Consider the following 17,438-nt stretch of genomic DNA (forward strand, 5'->3'; position numbering starts at 1 on the left):
CCTTCTCGTTGCCCGTCGGACCGCCTACGGCCGCCGGGCCGAGGTGACCCGGTAGACGTCGTAGACGCCCTCCACGCCGCGTACGGCCTTCAGGACGTGGCCCAGGTGCTTGGGGTCGCCCATCTCGAAGGTGAACCGGGAGGTCGCCACCCGGTCGCGGGAGGTCTGCACGGCCGCCGACAGGATGTTGACGTGCTGGTCGGACAGGACGCGGGTGACGTCCGAGAGGAGCCGCGAGCGGTCCAGCGCCTCGACCTGGATGGCGACCAGGAAGACGGAGGACTGGGTCGGCGCCCACTCGACTTCCAGGATGCGCTCGGGTTGCTGCGACAGGGAGTCCACGTTCACGCAGTCCGCGCGGTGCACCGAGACACCGCTGCCCCGGGTGACGAACCCGATGATGGGATCGCCGGGTACGGGGGTGCAGCAGCGGGCCAGCTTGACCCAGACGTCGTCCACACCCTTGACGACGACCCCGGGGTCGTTGTTCGCCCGTCGCTTGCTGCGGCCGCGCGAGGGCGGGGCGCTCTCGGCGAGGTCCTCGTTGGCGGCGTCCTCGCCGCCCAGTGCCTGCACCAGCTTCTGCACGACTCCGGCGGCGGTGACATGGCCCTCGCCGATCGCGGCGTACAGCGACGAGATGTCCGGGTAGCGCATCTCGTGCGCGAGGGTGACCAGGGAGTCGCCGGTCAGGATGCGCTGGATCGGCAGGTTCTGCTTGCGCATCGCGCGGGCGATGGAGTCCTTGCCCTGCTCGATGGCCTCGTCGCGGCGTTCCTTGGAGAACCAGGCGCGGATCTTGTTCCTGGCGCGGGGCGACTTGACGAAGCCGAGCCAGTCCCGGGAAGGTCCGGCACCGGCCGCCTTGGAGGTGAAGATCTCCACCAGGTCGCCGTTGTCGAGCGTCGATTCGAGCGGTACGAGCCGCCCGTTGACCCGTGCTCCTATCGTGCGGTAGCCGACCTCGGTGTGGACGGCGAAGGCGAAGTCGACCGGGGTCGCACCGGCCGGCAGCGCTATCACGTCGCCCTTGGGCGTGAAGACGAAGACCTCGTTGCGCGAGAGATCGAAGCGCAGCGACTCCAGGAACTCGCTCGGGTCCTCGGTCTCCTTCTGCCAGTCGAGGAGCTGGCGCAGCCACGCCATGTCGTTGACCGTGTCCTGGCTCCGCCCGCCGCTGGTGCTCTTGGGCACGTCGGTGCGGACCTTGGACGCCCCGGCGACGGCCTCCTGCTTGTACTTCCAGTGCGCGGCGATGCCGTACTCGGCGCGGCGGTGCATGTCGAACGTACGGATCTGGAGCTCGACGGGCTTGCCGCTGGGGCCGATGACCGTCGTGTGCAACGACTGGTACATGTTGAACTTGGGCATCGCGATGTAGTCCTTGAACCGGCCGGGGACCGGGTTCCATCGCGCGTGCACGGTGCCGAGCGCCGCGTAGCAGTCGCGGACGGTGTCCACGAGGACACGGATGCCCACCAGGTCGTAGATCTCGGCGAAGTCGCGGCCTCGCACGATCATCTTCTGGTAGACGCTGTAGTAGTGCTTCGGCCGCCCGGTGACGGTGGCCTTGATGCGCGCGGCCCGCAGGTCGGACTGGACCTCGTCGGTCACTATCGCGAGGTACTCGTCGCGTTTGGGCGCACGCTCGGCGACCAGGCGGACGATCTCGTCGTACATCTTGGGGTAGAGGATCGCGAAGGCGAGGTCCTCCAGTTCCCACTTGATGGTGTTCATGCCCAGGCGGTGGGCGAGCGGAGCGTAGATCTCCAGCGTCTCGCGGGCCTTCTTCTCCTGCTTCTCCCGCTTGAGGTACCGCATGGTGCGCATGTTGTGCAGCCGGTCGGCGAGCTTGATGACGAGGACACGGGGGTCCTTGGCCATCGCGACGACCATCTTGCGGACGGTCTCGGCCTGGGCGGCCTCGCCGAACTTCACCTTGTCCAGCTTGGTCACGCCGTCGACGAGCAGCGCGACCTGGTCGCCGAAGTCACGGCGCAGGGTGTCCAGGCCGTACTCGGTGTCCTCGACGGTGTCGTGCAGCAGGCCCGCCATCAGGGTGGCCGGATCCATGCCCAGCTCGGCGAGGATCGTGGTGACCGCGAGCGGGTGCGTGATGTACGGGTCGCCGCTCTTGCGCTTCTGTCCCCGGTGCCAGCGCTCGGCGACCTGGTAGGCCCGCTCGATCTGCCGGAGCGTGGCCGTCTCGATCTTGGGGTCGTTCTGGCGCACGGTGCGCAGCAGCGGTTCCAGGACCGGGTTGTACGGGCTGGAACGCTGTACGCCCAGTCGGGCGAGGCGGGCCCTGACCCGGTTGGAGGAGCCGCCGGTGCGGGCGGGCTGCCCGGCGGGGGTGGCCGGTTTGACGGGCCTGGCCGGATTCTTCGAGGCGGGCGGCGCCGGAAGGGCGGGAGCGGGCCGTTTCTCGGGCCCGGTGGCGTCCGGTGCGGCGGGCCGCTTCTCCGGACTTCCGGGGGTCTCCCCCGTCGGGGTGGCGGGAGAGGGCGCGGCGGACTCCGCCGCGGGCTTCTCCGGCTGCGGCGCTCCGGCTGCGTTGGCCTCGTCTGGCAAGGGCACTCCTCGTGCGTATCCGGACTACCCGGAAGGCCATCGTATCGAGCCACCGAGGGCTCCTCGTCCGGGGACCGTGGAAGCTCTGACAACGCGTGTGGGCACCCGGTTGTTCCCCGGGTGCCCACACGTGGTCGTACCAACCGCTCGAACGGTGATCAGACGGTGATCAGTGCCTCCAGCGGGGCCCCCTGGAGGGCGGGCTCCAGACGGCTGCGGCCGTCGAGGAAGCCGAGCTCCATGAGGACCGCGACGCCCGCGACCTTCGCACCGGCCCGCCGGACGAGCTCCAGCGAGGCTTCGGCGGTGCCGCCGGTGGCGAGGACGTCGTCGATGACCATGATCCGGTCGTCGGCGGTGATGTCCTCGGCGTGCACCTCGATCTCGGCGGTGCCGTACTCCAGGTCGTAGGCCTGGCGGAGCGTAGCTCCGGGCAGCTTTCCGGCCTTGCGCACGGGGATGAAGCCGAGTCCGGCCCGGACGGCGACGGGTGCGGCGAGGATGAAGCCGCGCGCCTCCAGTCCGACGACCCGGGTGGCACCGTGCTTGACGCACAGCTCCGCGAGGACGTCGGTCAGCGCCGAGAAGGCGACCGGGTCCGCGAGCAGCGGGGTGATGTCCTTGAAGAGGACGCCCGGCTTGGGGTAGTCGGGTACGTCACGGATGCGGCTGAGCAGCAGCTCCCGGACGGATTCGGCGCTGGTCATCGGCGCTTCCCCCGACCGGGGCCGGTGCTGCCACCGGGCTCGCGACGCTGGCCGATCACCGATGCCGAGGAGCCGGCTCCGGCACCCGCGTACCCGTTGTCCTGCTGCTCGTCGTCCTCCTCCTCGGACTCGCCCTTGGCCTCGGCCGCGGCGCGCTTGGCGAGAATGCGCTTGGTGAGCGCCTTCATCTGCGGCTCGCGCTCCTTGAGGTCGGAGACGAGCGGCGTGGCGATGAAGATCGAGGAGTACGCGCCGGCCGCGAGGCCGACGAACAGAGACAGCGAGATGTCGTTCAGCATGCCGGCGCCGAGGACGCCGCCGCCGATGAAGAGCAGACCGGCGACGGGGAGGAGCGCGACCACGGTGGTGTTGATGGAACGCACCAGTGTGCCGTTGATCGACTTGTTGGCGATCTCGCTGTACGTGTACCGGGTTTGCTTGGTGATCCCCTTCTGGCCCTCCTTGAGGGAGTCGAAGACGACGACCGTGTCGTAGAGGGAGTAACCGAGGATGGTGAGCAGACCGATCACGGTGCCCGGGGTGACCTCGAAGCCGACCAGGGCGTAGACACCGACCGTGATGGTGATGTCGTGGATCAGCGCCACGAGGGCGGCGACCGCCATGCGCCACTCGAAGGCGATGGCGAGGTAGACCACCACGAGGACCATGAAGATCCCCAGGCCGGTCCACGCCTTGTTGGCGATCTGCTCGCCCCAGCTCGGGCCGACCAGGTCGGCGTTGATCTTAGACGCCGGGACGCCGAGGTCCTTCGAGAGCTGGGTCTTGATGCCGTCGGCCTTGGCGGTGTCGACCTCGGTGATCTGGATGCGCAGACCGCCGTTGCCGAGCTCCTGCACGATCGCCTCGTGGCCGGAGGCCGCCACGGCCGCCTCCTGGGCCTGCGAGGTGGAGATCTTGGCCTTGGTGTCGGTCGTGAAGACCGCACCGCCCTTGAACTCGATGCCCATGTTCAGGCCGCCGACCGCCAGGCCGAGGATGGCCGTGATGGTGATCAGGATCGAGACGCCGTACCAGATCTTGCGCTTACCGATGAAGTCGTAGCCGAGCTCGCCTCGGTAGAGCCGGGCGCCGATGTTGCCGAGTCGCGACATCTCACGCCTCCTTCGGGTCGGTGGAGGAGTTGACGCGGCGCGAGCGGCGCAGCGGCGGCTTGGCGCCGAGCCGCTTCGGGTCCAGCCCGGACCAGGGGTGGCCGCTGGAGAAGAACTTCGTCCGGCCCATCAGCGTCATGACCGGCTTGGTGAAGAAGAACACCACGACGACGTCGAGCACGGTGGTGAGGCCGAGCGTGAACGCGAAGCCCTGGACCTTGCCGACGGTGACCACGAAGAGCACGGCGGCGGCGAGGAACGACACGAAGTCGGAGACCAGGATGGTGCGCCGGGCACGCGGCCAGGCACGCTCGATGGCCGGCCGGAGGGTGCGGCCCTCGCGGATCTCGTCTCTCACTCGTTCGAAGTACACGATGAACGAGTCGGCGGTGATACCGATGGCCACGATGGCACCGCAGACCGCCGGCAGGTTCAGCGCGAAGCCGATGGCCGGGCCGAGCAGGGCCATGATCGTGTACGTGAGGATGCCGGAGGCCAGGAGGCTCAGCAGGGCGATGCTCGCCAGGCCGCGGTAGTAAGCGACCAGGTAGATGACGACCAGCGCCAGACCGATGGCACCGGCGATGAGGCCGGCCTGGAGCTGCTCTCCACCGAGGGCGGCGGTCACCGTGGTGACGCTCGCCTCCTTGAAGGTCAGCGGCAGGGCACCGTAGGACAGGATGTTGCCGAGGTCCTGGGCCGACTGCTGGGTGAAGTTGCCCGAGATCTGGGCGTTGGCGCTGAGCGCGCTGGCGACCGAGGGCGCGGAGACCACTTCGCCGTCGAGGACGATGGCGAACTGGTTCATCGGCGAGGTCTGCTGCGCCAGCGTCGAGGTGATCTTGTTGAACTTCTTCGCGCCCTTGGAGTTGAACTCCATCGTCACGATCCACTCACCGGTGGACTGGTCGATGGCGCCCTGGGCGTTGTCCACGTCGCTGCCGGAGACCTCGGCCGGGCCGAGGACGTACTTCTCGTAGCTGCCCGGGGTGTTGGAGCCGCAGGCGACGATGGTGTCGGTGGCCTTGGCGTCCTGGCCGGCCTCGGCGCGCTGCTTCGGGTCGGAGCAGTCGAGCGCGGCGAACTCGGCCTGGAGCTTGGCGGTGGCCGGGTCGACGGAGGCGCTCGGCGAGGCGTCGGCCGCGGCGGCGTCGTCCGTGGCGGCGGTGTCACCGGTCGCGGAAGCCGTGGCGCTCGGGGTGGGGTCGTCCTTGGTCAGCGCCGAGGTGACGGCGCGGCCCTGGGTGGTGGCGCTCGCCGAGGGCGTGGCCGAGGAGTCGGCCTTGTCGCCGTCCGTGGCCGTCTCGCCGTCGGTGGCCTTCGCGGAGGCGGAAGCCGACGCGGAGGGGGTCGCCGAGGCGCTGCCGGAGGGAGTGGCGGTGGCCGAAGGGGTGGCGTCGGAGCCACTGGCCTCGACGGTCAGAACGGGCCGGAAGTAGAGCTGGGCGGTCGTACCGACCTGCTCACGGGCCTGTTCTGAGTTGGTCCCCTTCGGGATGTTCACGATGATGTTGCTGGAGCCCTGGGTCTGAACCTCGGCCTCGGACACACCGAGACCGTTGACACGGCGCTCGATGATGTTGACCGCCGTGTTCATGTTGGTCTCGTTGACCGCGTCCGGCTTGCCGGGCTGGCTCTTCGCCTGGAGCGTGATCGACGTACCACCGGCCAGGTCGATGCCCAGTCTCGGAGTGGTGTGGCCGGACAGGAACATCCCGCCAGCGAGCGCGACCATGACGATCAGGATGAGAGCCAGGGAACGCCCCGGCCTTCCCTGACCGCCACCGGCCGGCCCTCGGCCCTTCTTCGGTGCTGCCACCTTTTCGTTTCTCCCTGTCCAACCGCTCCGCGCCGGGTACGCGCCCGAGCGGCCACGAAGTGTTGTGGGGACCCGCCCCCGCAGAAGACCGAACGGTCCGGGGAGACCGCTCGCCGGGTCGGCGGGCGGTGTCCCGGTGTCGTACGACTACTTCGCGCCGGTGTCGCCGTCGTCCTTGGCGTCCTTGGCCTCGATGTCCTTCGCCGGGGTCTGATCGGCGTCGGACTCGTCGGCGACCGTGAACTTCTTGTCCAGGTCGATCTTCTCGTCACCGGCGGCGTGGCCGTCGGTCAGCGAGGAGGCGTCGTCCGGAACGACCGGGGAGTCGGGCTCGTCGGTGTCGCCGTGCACGATGCGGTTGTACTCCGCGTCGTCCAGGACGGCACCGATGGCGTTCTTCGCGTAGATCGCGTGGACACCGGGAGCGACCTCCAGGAGGACGGTGTCCTCCTGGACCTCCTTGACCGTGGCGTACATGCCACCGATCGTGCGCACGCCGGTGCCCGGCTGCATCTCGTTACGCATCTGGACCGCAGCCTCCTGCTTCTTCTTTTGGGACCGGGTCATCATGAACATGAGGCCGAAGATCAGGATCACGGGGAGAAGAAGTTGGAGACTCACAGGACGCATTTCCTTCGCACGACCGCGCTGAAACAGCGGCCTGTATCTACGGGGGTGGGTACACCGACCTTTAAGGGCGGCATCGGCGGAGTCTAAGCGAGTCCGCATCGATGGAACAACGCCCAGCATCGCACCCCGGTTCCGCAAATGGTCAAGCTGTGACGCATCACGCCCCGAACAGGCCTGCTTGTCCCTTTACGCCGTGCTGCGGCGCGACCAGCCCCAGATGGGCCCAGGCGGCCGGGGTGGCCACCCTTCCGCGCGGTGTCCTCGCCAGCAGTCCCTCGCGTACGAGGAAGGGCTCGGCGACCTCCTCGACCGTCTCGCGCTCCTCCCCCACCGCGACGGCGAGGGTGGAGAGGCCGACCGGACCACCCGCGAAGAGCTTCAGCAGGGCGCCGAGAACGGCCCGGTCGAGCCGGTCGAGCCCGCGGGCGTCCACTTCGTACACCTTGAGGGCCGCGGCGGCGATCTCCCGGTCGATCGCGCCGTCCGCCTTGACCTGGGCGTAGTCGCGGACCCGGCGCAGCAGGCGGTTGGCGATGCGGGGGGTGCCGCGGGAGCGGCCGGCGATCTCGGCGGCGCCCGCCGTGTCGATGGCCACGTCGAGGAGTCCGGCGGAGCGGTGGATGACGCGCTCCAGCTCGGCGGGGGCGTAGAACTCCATGTGGCCGGTGAAGCCGAACCGGTCCCTCAGCGGGGGCGGCAGCAAGCCGGCCCGGGTGGTCGCGCCGACCAGGGTGAAGGGCGGGAGTTCCAGGGGGATGGCGGTGGCGCCGGGGCCCTTGCCGACGATGACGTCGACGCGGAAGTCCTCCATCGCCATGTAGAGCATTTCCTCGGCCGGCCGGGACATGCGGTGGATCTCGTCCAGGAAGAGGACCTCGCCCTCCTGGAGGGAGGAGAGGATCGCGGCGAGGTCGCCCGCGTGCTGGATGGCGGGCCCGGAGGTGATCCGGATGGGCGCGTTCATCTCCGCGGCGATGATCATCGAAAGAGTGGTCTTGCCGAGGCCCGGTGCCCCCGAAAGAAGCACGTGGTCGGCGGTGGCGCCCCGGGCGCGTGCGGCCTTGAGGACGAGGTCGAGCTGCTCGCGGACCTTCTCCTGGCCCACGAACTCGTCGAGGTCCTTGGGGCGCAGCGCGGCTTCGACCGCGGTGTCCTCGCCGTCCGCGACGCCGGTGACCAGCCGGTCGTCGTACGCCGCGGCGGCGTCCGCGGCCCGCTCGTCGGTGTCGGGTCCGGTCTCGTCCCAGTTCATACGGTCAGTCCTGCCTCGGGGTTCGGCGCCGGTCAGCGGGTGCGGTTGAGGGTCTGGAGGGCGGCGCGCAGCAGCTGCGGCACGGGGGGCCGGACACCCTCCGTGAGGGCCGCCTCGGCCTGCGGGGCGACGGCGGACACCGCTTCCTCGGCCTCCCTGGCGGCGTAACCGAGACCGATCAGCGCGGCCTGGAGCTGCTCGCGCCAGTCGGGGACCGGGGCGGCGCCGGGCGTCTGCCGGCCGATGTGGGCGCCCAGCGGGGCTCCGAGCCGGTCCTTGAGCTCCAGCAGGAGCTTCTGGGCGCCCTTCTTGCCGATGCCGGAGACGGCCATCAGGGCCTTCTCGTCGCCGGTGGAGACGGCCTGGCGCAGGGCGTCCGGGCTGTGGGTGGCGAGCATGGCCTGGGCGAGCCGGGGGCCGACGCCGCTGGCGGTCTGGAGCAGCTCGAAGACCTGACGCTCGTCGTCGTCGGCGAAGCCGTAGAGCGTGAGGGAGTCCTCACGCACGACGAGGGAGGTGGCGAGCCTGGCCTGCTGGCCGATCCGGAGATCGGCGAGGGTGCGCGGGGCGCACTGGACGGCCATGCCGATGCCGCCCACCTCGATGACGGCCGCGGCCGGGGAGAGGGCGGCCACCGGGCCGGAGAGGAAGGCGATCATGCGGTGCGGCCTTTCAGCGTGCGATGGGCGGCGACGGCCTGCTGGAGCCGGTTCTGCGCGGGGGCCCGCCAGATGTGGCAGATCGCGAGCGCGAGGGCGTCGGCGGCGTCGGCGGGCTTGGGCGGGGCGTCGAGCCGGAGCAGCCGGGTGACCATGGCGCCGACCTGCGCCTTGTCGGCGCGCCCGGAACCGGTCACGGCGGCCTTCACCTCGCTGGGGGTGTGCAGGGCGACAGGGATGCCGCGTCGGGCGGCGCAGAGCATGGCGACCGCGCTGGCCTGGGCGGTACCCATGACCGTGCGGACGTTGTGCTGGCTGAACACGCGCTCCACGGCGACGAAGCCGGGACGGTGTTCGTCGAGCCACTGCTCGATGCCGCGCTCGATCGCGACCAGGCGGTCGCCGAGCTCGGCCTCGGGCGGGGTACGCACCACGCCGACCCCGATCATGGTCAGCGGGCGGCCCGCGACGCCGTCGACGACGCCGACACCGCACCGGGTCAGCCCCGGGTCCACGCCGAGTACGCGCACGGAGCGCCCCCTGTCCTCACCGCTCGGTCAATTGTTCTGGCAGGTTAGCGGGCGACTCCGACAACGCGACGGGCCGACGGGGGTGTGTCCCCGTCGGCCCGTGCTGCGTACAGCCGCCAGATCGCCAGGATCAGGCGGCGTCGAGCTTCTCCATGACCTCGTCCGAGACGTCGAAGTTGGCGAAGACGTTCTGCACGTCGTCGCTGTCCTCCAGCGCGTCGATGAGCTTGAAGATCTTGCGCGCGCCCTCTTCGTCGAGCTCGACCTGCATGGTGGGCAGGAAGTTGGCGTCGGCGGAGTCGTAGTCGATGCCCGCCTCCTGGAGCGCGGTGCGGACCGCGACCATGTCGGTGGCCTCGCTGACGACCTCGAAGGTGTCGCCGAGGTCGTTGACCTCTTCGGCGCCCGCGTCGAGCACGGCGCCCAGCACGTCGTCCTCGGTCAGCTCGCCCTTGGGCAGGTTGATGACGCCCTTGCGGTTGAACAGGTACGAGACGGAGCCCGGGTCGGCCATCGAGCCGCCGTTGCGGGTCATCGCCACGCGCACGTCGGAGGCGGCACGGTTGCGGTTGTCGGTGAGGCACTCGATGAGCACCGCGACACCGTTGGGGCCGTAGCCCTCGTACATGATCGTCTCGTAGTCGGCGCCGCCCGCTTCGAGACCGCCGCCGCGCTTGACCGCGGAGTCGATGTTCTTGTTCGGGACGGAGCTCTTCTTCGCCTTCTGGATGGCGTCGACGAGCGTCGGGTTGCCGTCGGGGTCCACGCCGCCGGAGCGGGCCGCGACCTCGATGTTCTTGATCAGCTTCGCGAAGAGCTTGCCGCGCTTGGCGTCAACCACGGCCTTCTTGTGCTTCGTCGTAGCCCATTTAGAGTGGCCGGACATCTGCCTTCTCCTTCGCGTCACCAAAATCGATCCGAACCCGAGAGATCCTACCGGGATCGTTCAGAGCACCGCGCGCACCATCTCGACGAAGAACGCGTGGACACGGTGGTCGCCGGTCAGTTCCGGGTGGAACGAGGTCGCCAGGGCGTTCTTCTGGCGTACGGCGACCACGTGGCCGCGGTGTTCGGCCAGTACCTCGACCGAGGCGCCCACCGATTCCACCCAAGGGGCCCGGATGAATACCCCCTCCACCGGTCCGCCCTTTTCTTCCTCGATGCCCCGTACGGTGACGGAGGCCTCGAAGGACTCGTTCTGGCGGCCGAAGGCGTTGCGGCGCACGATCATGTCGATCCCGCCGACGGTCTCCTGGCCCGAGCGGGGGTCCAGGATCTTGTCGGCGAGCATGATCATGCCCGCGCAGGTGCCGTAGACCGGCATGCCCGCCCGGACCCGCTCGCGCAGCGGCTCCATCATGCCGAAGAGCACCGCGAGTTTGGACATGGTGGTGGATTCGCCGCCCGGGATGACGAGACCGTCGACCCCGGCGAGCTCCTCGGGGCGCCGGACCGGCCTGGCCAGGGCGTCCGCCGAGGCCAGGGCGATCAGGTGTTCGCGTACGTCGCCCTGGAGGGCCAGTACCCCGATCACGGGGGTGTCGGTCATCGGGGGTTACCAGCCGCGGTTGGCGTAGCGCTCGGCCTCGGGCAGCGTGTCGCAGTTGATGCCGACCATGGCCTCGCCGAGGTTGCGCGAGGCGTCCGCGATGACCTTCGGGTCGTCGTAGAAGGTGGTGGCCTTCACGATGGCGGCGGCGCGCTTGGCGGGGTCGCCCGACTTGAAGATGCCGGAGCCGACGAAGACGCCCTCGGCGCCGAGCTGGCGCATGAGCGCGGCGTCCGCGGGGGTGGCGACACCGCCGGCGGAGAACAGCACCACGGGGAGCTTGCCCAGCTCGGCGACCTCCTTGACCAGCTCGTACGGGGCGCGCAGCTCCTTGGCGGCGGCGTACAGCTCGTTGTTGTCGTAGCCGCGCAGCCGGGCGATCTCGTTCTTGATCTGGCGCAGGTGGCGGACCGCCTCCACGACGTTGCCGGTGCCGGCCTCGCCCTTGGAGCGGATCATCGCGGCGCCCTCGGCGATACGGCGCAGGGCCTCGCCCAGGTTGGTGGCGCCACAGACGAACGGGGTGGTGAAGGCGAACTTGTCGCTGTGGTTGACCTCGTCGGCCGGGGTGAGGACCTCGGACTCGTCGATGTAGTCGACGCCGAGGGACTGGAGGACCTGGGCCTCCACGAAGTGCCCGATGCGGGACTTGGCCATGACGGGGATGGAGACGGCCCCGATGATCTCCTCGATCATGTTCGGGTCGGACATCCGGGCCACGCCGCCGTCCTTGCGGATGTCGGCCGGCACCCGCTCCAGGGCCATCACGGCCACCGCGCCCGCGTCCTCGGCGATCTTCGCCTGCTCGGCGTCGACGACGTCCATGATCACGCCGCCCTTGAGCTGCTCGGCCATGCCGCGCTTGACGCGGGCGGTGCCGGTGGCGGCGGAACCGGCGGACACTGCGGACTGCGGGGTGCTGGGAAGCGTGGACACGGGACCTCACTCGGTGAAAGGACTGGTTTCCTGCACCGCCGAGCAAACGCCCCCGGACCAGTCCACAGCAAGGGCCAATGGGGAGGCGGTGGATCGTTTTGGCCCCTCCCCCCTGGCCCGCCGCCCCCTGGCCTCCCGGCCCGGGCCCGTCTCAGGTGCCCGGGCGGTCGGCGAGCGCGGCCGGCGGGGTGTCGTCCATCTCGAAGGCGAGCGGGAAGGGGGCGTGCCCGGCCAGCCGGAACCAGCGCACCGTGCGGTGGGTGCGCAGGGCTCGTGCTGCGCGCACCGCGTCGTTGTGGAACCGCCTGGCCATCGGTACCCGGCGTACGGCGGCGGCGAGTTCGTCCGCCGCCTCCTCACCGCCGCGGGCCTCCCGTACGGCTTCCACCTGGACGCTCTCGCCGAAGACCGCGCGCAGGGCGGTGCTCAGCTCGCTCTCCGCGACCTCGCGGTGGTCCTCCTCGGCCTGGCGGGAGGCGTGCGCGGCCTCGTACAGGACGAGGGAGGCGGCGGGGTCCAGCAGGCCTGAGGTGGCCAGTTCCTGGGTGACCGAGGCACGGCGCAGCAACTGCGCGTCCAGGGCGGCACGGGCGGCGTCGATCCGCGCGTGCAGCCGGTCCAGGCGTCCGGCGGTCCAGCTGAGGTACAGGCCGATCGCGACGAGTGCGACGACGGTCCAGATCAAGGTTGCGGTCACGGGCGCAAAGGCTACCGCCGCCCGGCGCCCGCTCCGACCGGCCGGCGGTCCGGGGCCGGGCGCTCCCGCGGCGGTACCGTACGGCGCTCCCGGCCCGGCACCGGACCGGGCGGGGCCCCGGCGGTCAGTCCCCGGCCGGTCCGAACGGCTGGGCAGCGTCGCGGTCCCTGGGCTGCGCGGCGTCCCGGTCCCGGACGAGCCCGAATCGGGCCCGCAGGCCGGTCGCGCGCTCGTCGGCCGCCACCGAGGCGGCGCCGTCCGCGACCGTCTCGTACACCGCGAGGATGTCGGCGCCGACCGTCGACCAGTCGAAGCGCCGTACGTGCGCGCTCCCCCGCTCGCTGAGCTCCGCCCTGCGCTCCGGATCGCCCAGCAGCCGGATCGCCGCGTCCGCCAGCGCCCCCGCGTCCTCGTTGGCGAAGAGCTCCCCGGCCGCGCCCTGGTCCAGTACCTGGGCGAACGCGTCGAGGTCGCTGGCGAGCACCGCGGCACCCGCCGAAAGGGCCTCCACCAGGATGATCCCGAAGCTCTCACCGCCGGTGTTGGGGGCGATGTACACGTCGACGCTGGCCAGCAGCCGGGCCTTGTCCTCGTCGCTGACCATGCCGAGGAACTCGACGCGGGAGCGCAGCTCCTCGGGGAGCGAGGCGACGGCCTCCTCCTCGTCGCCCCGGCCGGCCACCAGCAGTCGTGTGTCCGGACGGGCGGCGAGGATCGCCGGCAGGGCCTTCATCAGGACCGGGAGCCCCTTGCGCGGCTCGTCGATGCGGCCGACGAAGCCGAGGGTGGAGCCCTGCCACTCCGGCTTCGGCTCCACGTCGGCGAAGAACCCGACGTCGACACCGTTGGGGATGACCACGGCGTCGCCGCCGAGGTGTTCGACCAAGGTCCGGCGGGCGTACTCGCTCACCGCGATGCGGGCGCTGATCTTCTCCAGGGCGGGCTGGAGGATCGGGTACGCGGCGATCATCGCGCGGGAACGCGGGTTCGAGGTGTGGAAGGTGGCGACGATCGGCCCCTGCGCCGCCCAGCAGGCGAGCAGTCCCAGCGAGGGCGAGGCCGGCTCGTGGATGTGGATGACGTCGAAGGTGCCGTCGTGCAGCCAGCGGCGCACCCGGGCCGCCGAGAGGAAGCCGAAGTTGAGACGGGCCACCGAGCCGTTGTACGGGACCGGTACGGCCCGGCCCGCCGAGACGACGAACGGCGGCAGCGGGGTGTCGTCGTCGGCCGGGGCGAGTACCGAGACCTCGTGGCCGAGCCGGATCAGGTGGTCGGCGAGGTCCCTGATGTGGAACTGGACACCACCGGGGACGTCCCAGGAGTAGGGGCAGACGATGCCGATCTTCACGGGGTCCTCCCCTCGGCCGTGCCGCCCGTGGTGTCGAGGTCGTCGAGCCAGAGCCGTTGCAGCATGTGCCAGTCCTCCGGGTGGGCGGCGATGCCTTCCGCGAAGGCGTCGGCGAGGGCCTGGGTCATGGCGGCGGTCCGCTCGGTCCTCGTGCCCTCCTCGGGCACGGCGACGGTCGGGTGGACCCGTGCCCGCATGACGGGTGTGTCGTCGAAGCCGAGGGTGACGGGGAGCAGCAGCGCCCCGGTCTGCTGGGCGAGCAGCGCCGGACCGGCGGGCATCCGGGCGCGGGCGCCGAAGAAGTCGACCTCCACCCCGGAGGCGGACAGGTCGCGGTCGGCGACCAGGCAGACCAGTCCGCCCGCGCGCAGCCGGCGGGCCAGGGTGCCGAAGGCGGCGCCGCCGCTGTGCGGCAGCACCTCCATGCCGAGGCTCTCGCGGTAGGCGACGAAGCGGTCGTAGAGGGTCTCGGGCTTGAGGCGTTCGGCGACCGTGGTGAAGGGGACCTTGAGGTCGGTGGTGACCCAGGCTCCGGCCAGGTCCCAGTTCCCCAGGTGCGGCAGGGCGAGGACGACTCCGCGTCCGGCGTCCAGGCCTTCGGTGAGGCGGTGGGCGTCGGTGACGTCGATGCGTGCCTTGATCTGCTCCGGGCTCCAGGCGGGCAGCCGGAAGGACTCCATCCAGTAGCGCATGTACGAGCGCATGCCGGCCCGGGAGAGTTCGGCGAGCCGGGCGGCGGAGGCGTCGGGAACGACGCGGGCGAGGTTCGACTCGAGGCGCAGCACGCTCTTGCCGCGCCGTTTCCACACCTGGTCGGCGAGGGTGCGGAAGAGGGCACGGGCGGCCGGCTCGGGCAGCTTCTTCACCGCGCCCCAGCCGAGCCCGTAGAGCCCGTCGGTCAGCCGGTCCCTGAGGTCGGTGCCTGGCTTGCTCACCGGCCGTCCTCGGTCCCCCGACCCGCCGGGCCCGCTCCCGCGGCTGCCGCGGCGGCGGCCGCGTCCGCCTCGGCGGACTCCCGGCGCACGGTGACCACACGCTGGACGAGGGTCACCAGGCTGCCCGCGGCGACGATCCACAGCGCGATCGGCAGCAGGATCTGGATGCCGGGGACGCCGAAGCCGTGCAGTCCCGCGAGGCCGGCGGCGACCAGCGAGATCACCAGGCGCTCGGCGCGCTCCACCAGGCCGTTGACGGCGACGGGCAGACCGATCGACTCGCCGCGCGCCTTGGTGTACGACACGACCTGGCCGCTGGCGAGGCAGAAGATCGCCACGGCGCAGAGGATGTTGTCGTCGCCGTTGCCCGCGTACCAGAGTGCGAAGCCGCCGAAGATGGCGCCGTCGGCGACCCGGTCGAGCGTCGAGTCGAGGAACGCGCCCCAGCGGCTGGAGATCCCGGCCTGCCGTGCCATGTTCCCGTCGACGAGGTCCGAGAAGACGAAGACGGTGATGACGATGGTGCCCCAGAAGAACTCCCCCATGGGGAAGAAGACGAGCGCACCGGCCATCACTCCGGCCGTGCCGATCAGGGTGACCGCGTCGGGACTGACCCCGAGTCGGAGCAGCAGAGCGGCGAACGGCGTGAGGACACGCGTGAAAAACGCACGCGCGTACTTGTTCAGCATGGCCTTCCCTGAGGGGTCGGTGGGCCGTGCGGCCCCTTCGGCCACCGGCTGGCCCATCGTAGTCACCACGCGGCCGGTCCACCGGACGGGCACCCGTCCCGCTGTTTCTGCGCGTCGCGGGGGCGCTCGGACGGCGCGTTGTCGCAATCACTGTCGGCTGCGCTCCGGTGACGGGCGGTGGGGGCGTTCGGGCGCTACGCTGTGGGCGCAGCTCAGAAGGTATGCCGCGTACGGTAGTTGGGCACACCCGCAGGAGCAGACCATGCGGCGAGTGGGGGCGAACAAGTGGCCAGCGACGGATTCGACTTTTCTCCCGGGGCGCAGATCCCGATCCAGGGCGCGAGCGCCGGGGCGGTGGCGACGAACGCCCTGGCCTCGGCGGCGTACCGGGACAGCCCGGTGGAGGAGATCCTCAAAGCGGACAACGAGTGGCACAAGTCCTCGGTGTCGGAGGGTTCCTCGAAGTTCTTCAGGGCCAACTACTTCAAGCCCAACCTGGGTGAGGCCTTCTCGCGCGCGGTGCAGGAGCGCACCCTGGGCGGGGCGCGCGGCGCGCTGATCCAGTCCTTCGGGATGGACCCGCAGACGGTCGTGGAGCACTGCCTTTCGGCATCCCGGCTGCGCAAGGAGCGCGACACCAGGCTGACGCTGGTGACGCTGGTGTGCGGGGTGCTGTTCCTGCCCGGCCTGCTGCTGTGGATCATCGCCTTCCGGCTGCGGGACGCCCTCGACAAGTCCAAGGACACCGCGTTCAAGGCGCTGGGCACGGTGGTGCTGGTCATCATCGGCGGCCTGGCGGTGGTGGCGCTGATCGCGCTGCCGGTCGGCGGCTTCCTGGGGCTCTACCTGCGCGGGGCCATCGTCGCCCCGGTGGTCGGCTGGCTGATCGCCAAGCGGATCGCGGAGACCTCCGCGAGGGACATGCGGGTCCGTTGGGAGGGCTTGCTCTCGGGCGGCGGGGTCAGCGCGAAGATCCCGGACGCGGTGCCGAAGAACCCGAACGAGACCGCCCGCGAGGCGCTGCGGCAGTCACTGGAGAAGCTCGCGGCGGAGCAGCAGTCGAACTCGGTGTTCTACGCCGGCCCCAAGGGCATTCTCGGCATGGGTACCCGCTGGGGCAGCTGGCAGTTGGCGGAGGAGCTGGTCTCGGCCGATCCCACCAAGGAGTTCCACCAGTTCCGCAGCTGGGACGTGATCCGGGTCATCCACGACCAGTTGCAGATGCTGGAGCGGGGGCCGCTGAACACCGGTGGTTTCCCGAAGCCTTCGGTGAAGCACTGGATCGTCTCCCCGGTGGGCGAGAACGCGGACTCGGTCTCCCGCCCTGCCGGTGAGGACGTGGCGACCTTCCAGGTCAAGCCGCACGAGATACAGCGCATCTGCAACCACCAGCAGTTCGGCAGCGGTGCCCGGCACTACCTGGGCGTGCAGTTCACGCTCTGGGACGGCCAGTTGGTGCTGACCATGATGATCACGGTGACGGTGCTGCACGAGACGCTGCGCATCGAGGTCACCGGCCACGCGCTGGGTCCGGTCCACTCGCTCTTCTTCTCCAAGCCCGCCGCGAAGACGAAGACGGTCAACAAGACCGTCCGCTTCTGGGAGACCCGCAAGATCAACCTGCCCCTGGTGGAACCGGAGGAGGTGGTCCGCCTCGCGCTGCGCGCCCCGCTGACCTGGTATCCGCCGCTGCTGGACTACCTCGGCGGCAAGATCTCGCTGCCGGAGCCGTTCGGGATGCGGCACGCCTGGGCCTCGCAGCCGTGGAACCACCGCTTCATGGCGGACGACGCGCTGCGCGCCGCCACTCCGGTGCTGCGGGTGGTCCACTCGGCGGCGCTGCGGGTGCTGAAGGAGAACGGCGTGGACACGGAGCGCTTCAGCAGCCGCTCGATGTCGCTGAGCGGCGCGGTGCAGGACGCGGCGCCGAGGAAGGCCGACACGTACGACGCCTGAGTCCGCTCCCGTACGCGGGTACGGCGAAGGGGGCACCCGCTGCGGGTG

Annotated in this window: 16 protein-coding genes; 1 reads left to right on the forward strand and 15 read right to left on the reverse strand. The window is 70.5% G+C overall.

The features are described from left to right. Window positions 1-24 precede the first annotated feature (24 nt). From ACFWEP_RS18325 to pgsA, 15 genes are all read right to left on the reverse strand, one after another. Entirely contained in the window at window positions 25-2,571 is a 2,547-nt protein-coding gene (locus tag ACFWEP_RS18325) for a RelA/SpoT family protein (RefSeq protein WP_387371332.1), read from the reverse strand. Window positions 2,572-2,729: 158 nt separating this feature from the next. Further along, window positions 2,730-3,278 (reverse strand): adenine phosphoribosyltransferase, encoded by a 549-nt coding sequence (locus ACFWEP_RS18330; protein WP_387371333.1) that lies wholly within the window; start codon window positions 3,276-3,278, stop codon window positions 2,730-2,732. Beyond that, window positions 3,275-4,390 (reverse strand): protein translocase subunit SecF, encoded by a 1,116-nt coding sequence (gene secF, locus ACFWEP_RS18335; RefSeq protein WP_387371334.1) that lies wholly within the window; start codon window positions 4,388-4,390, stop codon window positions 3,275-3,277. The genes ACFWEP_RS18330 and secF overlap by 4 nt, the downstream gene beginning before the upstream one ends. Window position 4,391: 1 nt before the next feature. After that, window positions 4,392-6,209, reverse strand: coding sequence for a protein translocase subunit SecD (gene secD / locus ACFWEP_RS18340; RefSeq protein WP_387371335.1), 1,818 nt, complete (start codon window positions 6,207-6,209; stop codon window positions 4,392-4,394). 147 nt (window positions 6,210-6,356) lie between these two features. Next, the gene (yajC, locus tag ACFWEP_RS18345) at window positions 6,357-6,830 is read right to left on the reverse strand and encodes a preprotein translocase subunit YajC (protein ID WP_387371336.1); all 474 of its coding nucleotides are present in this window, start codon (window positions 6,828-6,830) and stop codon (window positions 6,357-6,359) included. Between the two features lie 166 nt (window positions 6,831-6,996). Further along, complete coding sequence (gene ruvB, locus ACFWEP_RS18350) at window positions 6,997-8,091, reverse strand: Holliday junction branch migration DNA helicase RuvB (RefSeq protein WP_387371337.1); 1,095 nt, start codon at window positions 8,089-8,091, stop codon at window positions 6,997-6,999. 32 nt (window positions 8,092-8,123) lie between these two features. Further along, a complete protein-coding gene (gene ruvA, locus ACFWEP_RS18355; protein ID WP_387371338.1) occupies window positions 8,124-8,750 on the reverse strand; it encodes a Holliday junction branch migration protein RuvA in 627 nt (208 codons plus the stop codon). Next, window positions 8,747-9,280 carry a crossover junction endodeoxyribonuclease RuvC gene (gene ruvC, locus ACFWEP_RS18360; protein ID WP_387371339.1) on the reverse strand — a complete coding sequence of 178 codons (534 nt, stop codon included), beginning with the start codon at window positions 9,278-9,280 and terminating at the stop codon, window positions 8,747-8,749. Before ruvC ends, ruvA begins: the two co-directional genes overlap by 4 nt. A gap of 130 nt (window positions 9,281-9,410) precedes the next feature. Beyond that, entirely contained in the window at window positions 9,411-10,166 is a 756-nt protein-coding gene (locus ACFWEP_RS18365; RefSeq protein WP_266702367.1) for a YebC/PmpR family DNA-binding transcriptional regulator, read from the reverse strand. 60 nt (window positions 10,167-10,226) lie between these two features. Continuing rightward, on the reverse strand, window positions 10,227-10,829 hold the full coding sequence (gene pdxT, locus ACFWEP_RS18370) for a pyridoxal 5'-phosphate synthase glutaminase subunit PdxT (protein ID WP_387371340.1): 603 nt from the start codon (window positions 10,827-10,829) through the stop codon (window positions 10,227-10,229). Between the two features lie 6 nt (window positions 10,830-10,835). Continuing rightward, a complete protein-coding gene (gene pdxS / locus ACFWEP_RS18375) occupies window positions 10,836-11,765 on the reverse strand; it encodes a pyridoxal 5'-phosphate synthase lyase subunit PdxS (protein ID WP_387371341.1) in 930 nt (309 codons plus the stop codon). Window positions 11,766-11,916: 151 nt separating this feature from the next. Continuing rightward, the gene (locus ACFWEP_RS18380; RefSeq protein ID WP_387371342.1) at window positions 11,917-12,462 is read right to left on the reverse strand and encodes a hypothetical protein; all 546 of its coding nucleotides are present in this window, start codon (window positions 12,460-12,462) and stop codon (window positions 11,917-11,919) included. A 124-nt stretch (window positions 12,463-12,586) separates the two neighbouring features. Further along, window positions 12,587-13,810 (reverse strand): glycosyltransferase family 4 protein, encoded by a 1,224-nt coding sequence (locus ACFWEP_RS18385; RefSeq protein WP_387371343.1) that lies wholly within the window; start codon window positions 13,808-13,810, stop codon window positions 12,587-12,589. After that, complete coding sequence (locus tag ACFWEP_RS18390) at window positions 13,807-14,745, reverse strand: phosphatidylinositol mannoside acyltransferase (RefSeq protein WP_387371344.1); 939 nt, start codon at window positions 14,743-14,745, stop codon at window positions 13,807-13,809. Before ACFWEP_RS18390 ends, ACFWEP_RS18385 begins: the two co-directional genes overlap by 4 nt. Next, a complete protein-coding gene (pgsA, locus tag ACFWEP_RS18395) occupies window positions 14,742-15,434 on the reverse strand; it encodes a phosphatidylinositol phosphate synthase (protein WP_387371346.1) in 693 nt (230 codons plus the stop codon). Before pgsA ends, ACFWEP_RS18390 begins: the two co-directional genes overlap by 4 nt. A 285-nt stretch (window positions 15,435-15,719) precedes the next feature. Here pgsA and ACFWEP_RS18400 point away from each other — a divergent pair, with 285 nt between their 5' ends. Further along, window positions 15,720-17,390 (forward strand): hypothetical protein, encoded by a 1,671-nt coding sequence (locus tag ACFWEP_RS18400; protein WP_387371345.1) that lies wholly within the window; start codon window positions 15,720-15,722, stop codon window positions 17,388-17,390. Window positions 17,391-17,438 lie beyond the last annotated feature (48 nt).

It is taken from the genome of Streptomyces sp. NPDC060198 (assembly GCF_042728415.1).
In the GTDB taxonomy this organism is placed as follows: domain Bacteria; phylum Actinomycetota; class Actinomycetes; order Streptomycetales; family Streptomycetaceae; genus Streptomyces.

Excerpts from the sequence above, each read along its gene's own strand:
- ACFWEP_RS18330 (WP_387371333.1), bottom strand. The coding sequence starts at position 3,278 with ATGACCAGCGCCGAATCCGTCCGGGAGCTGCTGCTCAGCCGCATCCGT.
- secF (WP_387371334.1), bottom strand. The coding sequence starts at position 4,390 with ATGTCGCGACTCGGCAACATCGGCGCCCGGCTCTACCGAGGCGAGCTC.
- ACFWEP_RS18365 (WP_266702367.1), bottom strand. The coding sequence starts at position 10,166 with ATGTCCGGCCACTCTAAATGGGCTACGACGAAGCACAAGAAGGCCGTG.
- pdxT (WP_387371340.1), bottom strand. The coding sequence starts at position 10,829 with ATGACCGACACCCCCGTGATCGGGGTACTGGCCCTCCAGGGCGACGTA.
- pgsA (WP_387371346.1), bottom strand. The coding sequence starts at position 15,434 with ATGCTGAACAAGTACGCGCGTGCGTTTTTCACGCGTGTCCTCACGCCG.
- ruvB (WP_387371337.1), bottom strand. The coding sequence starts at position 8,091 with ATGAACTGGGACGAGACCGGACCCGACACCGACGAGCGGGCCGCGGAC.
- ruvA (WP_387371338.1), bottom strand. The coding sequence starts at position 8,750 with ATGATCGCCTTCCTCTCCGGCCCGGTGGCCGCCCTCTCCCCGGCCGCG.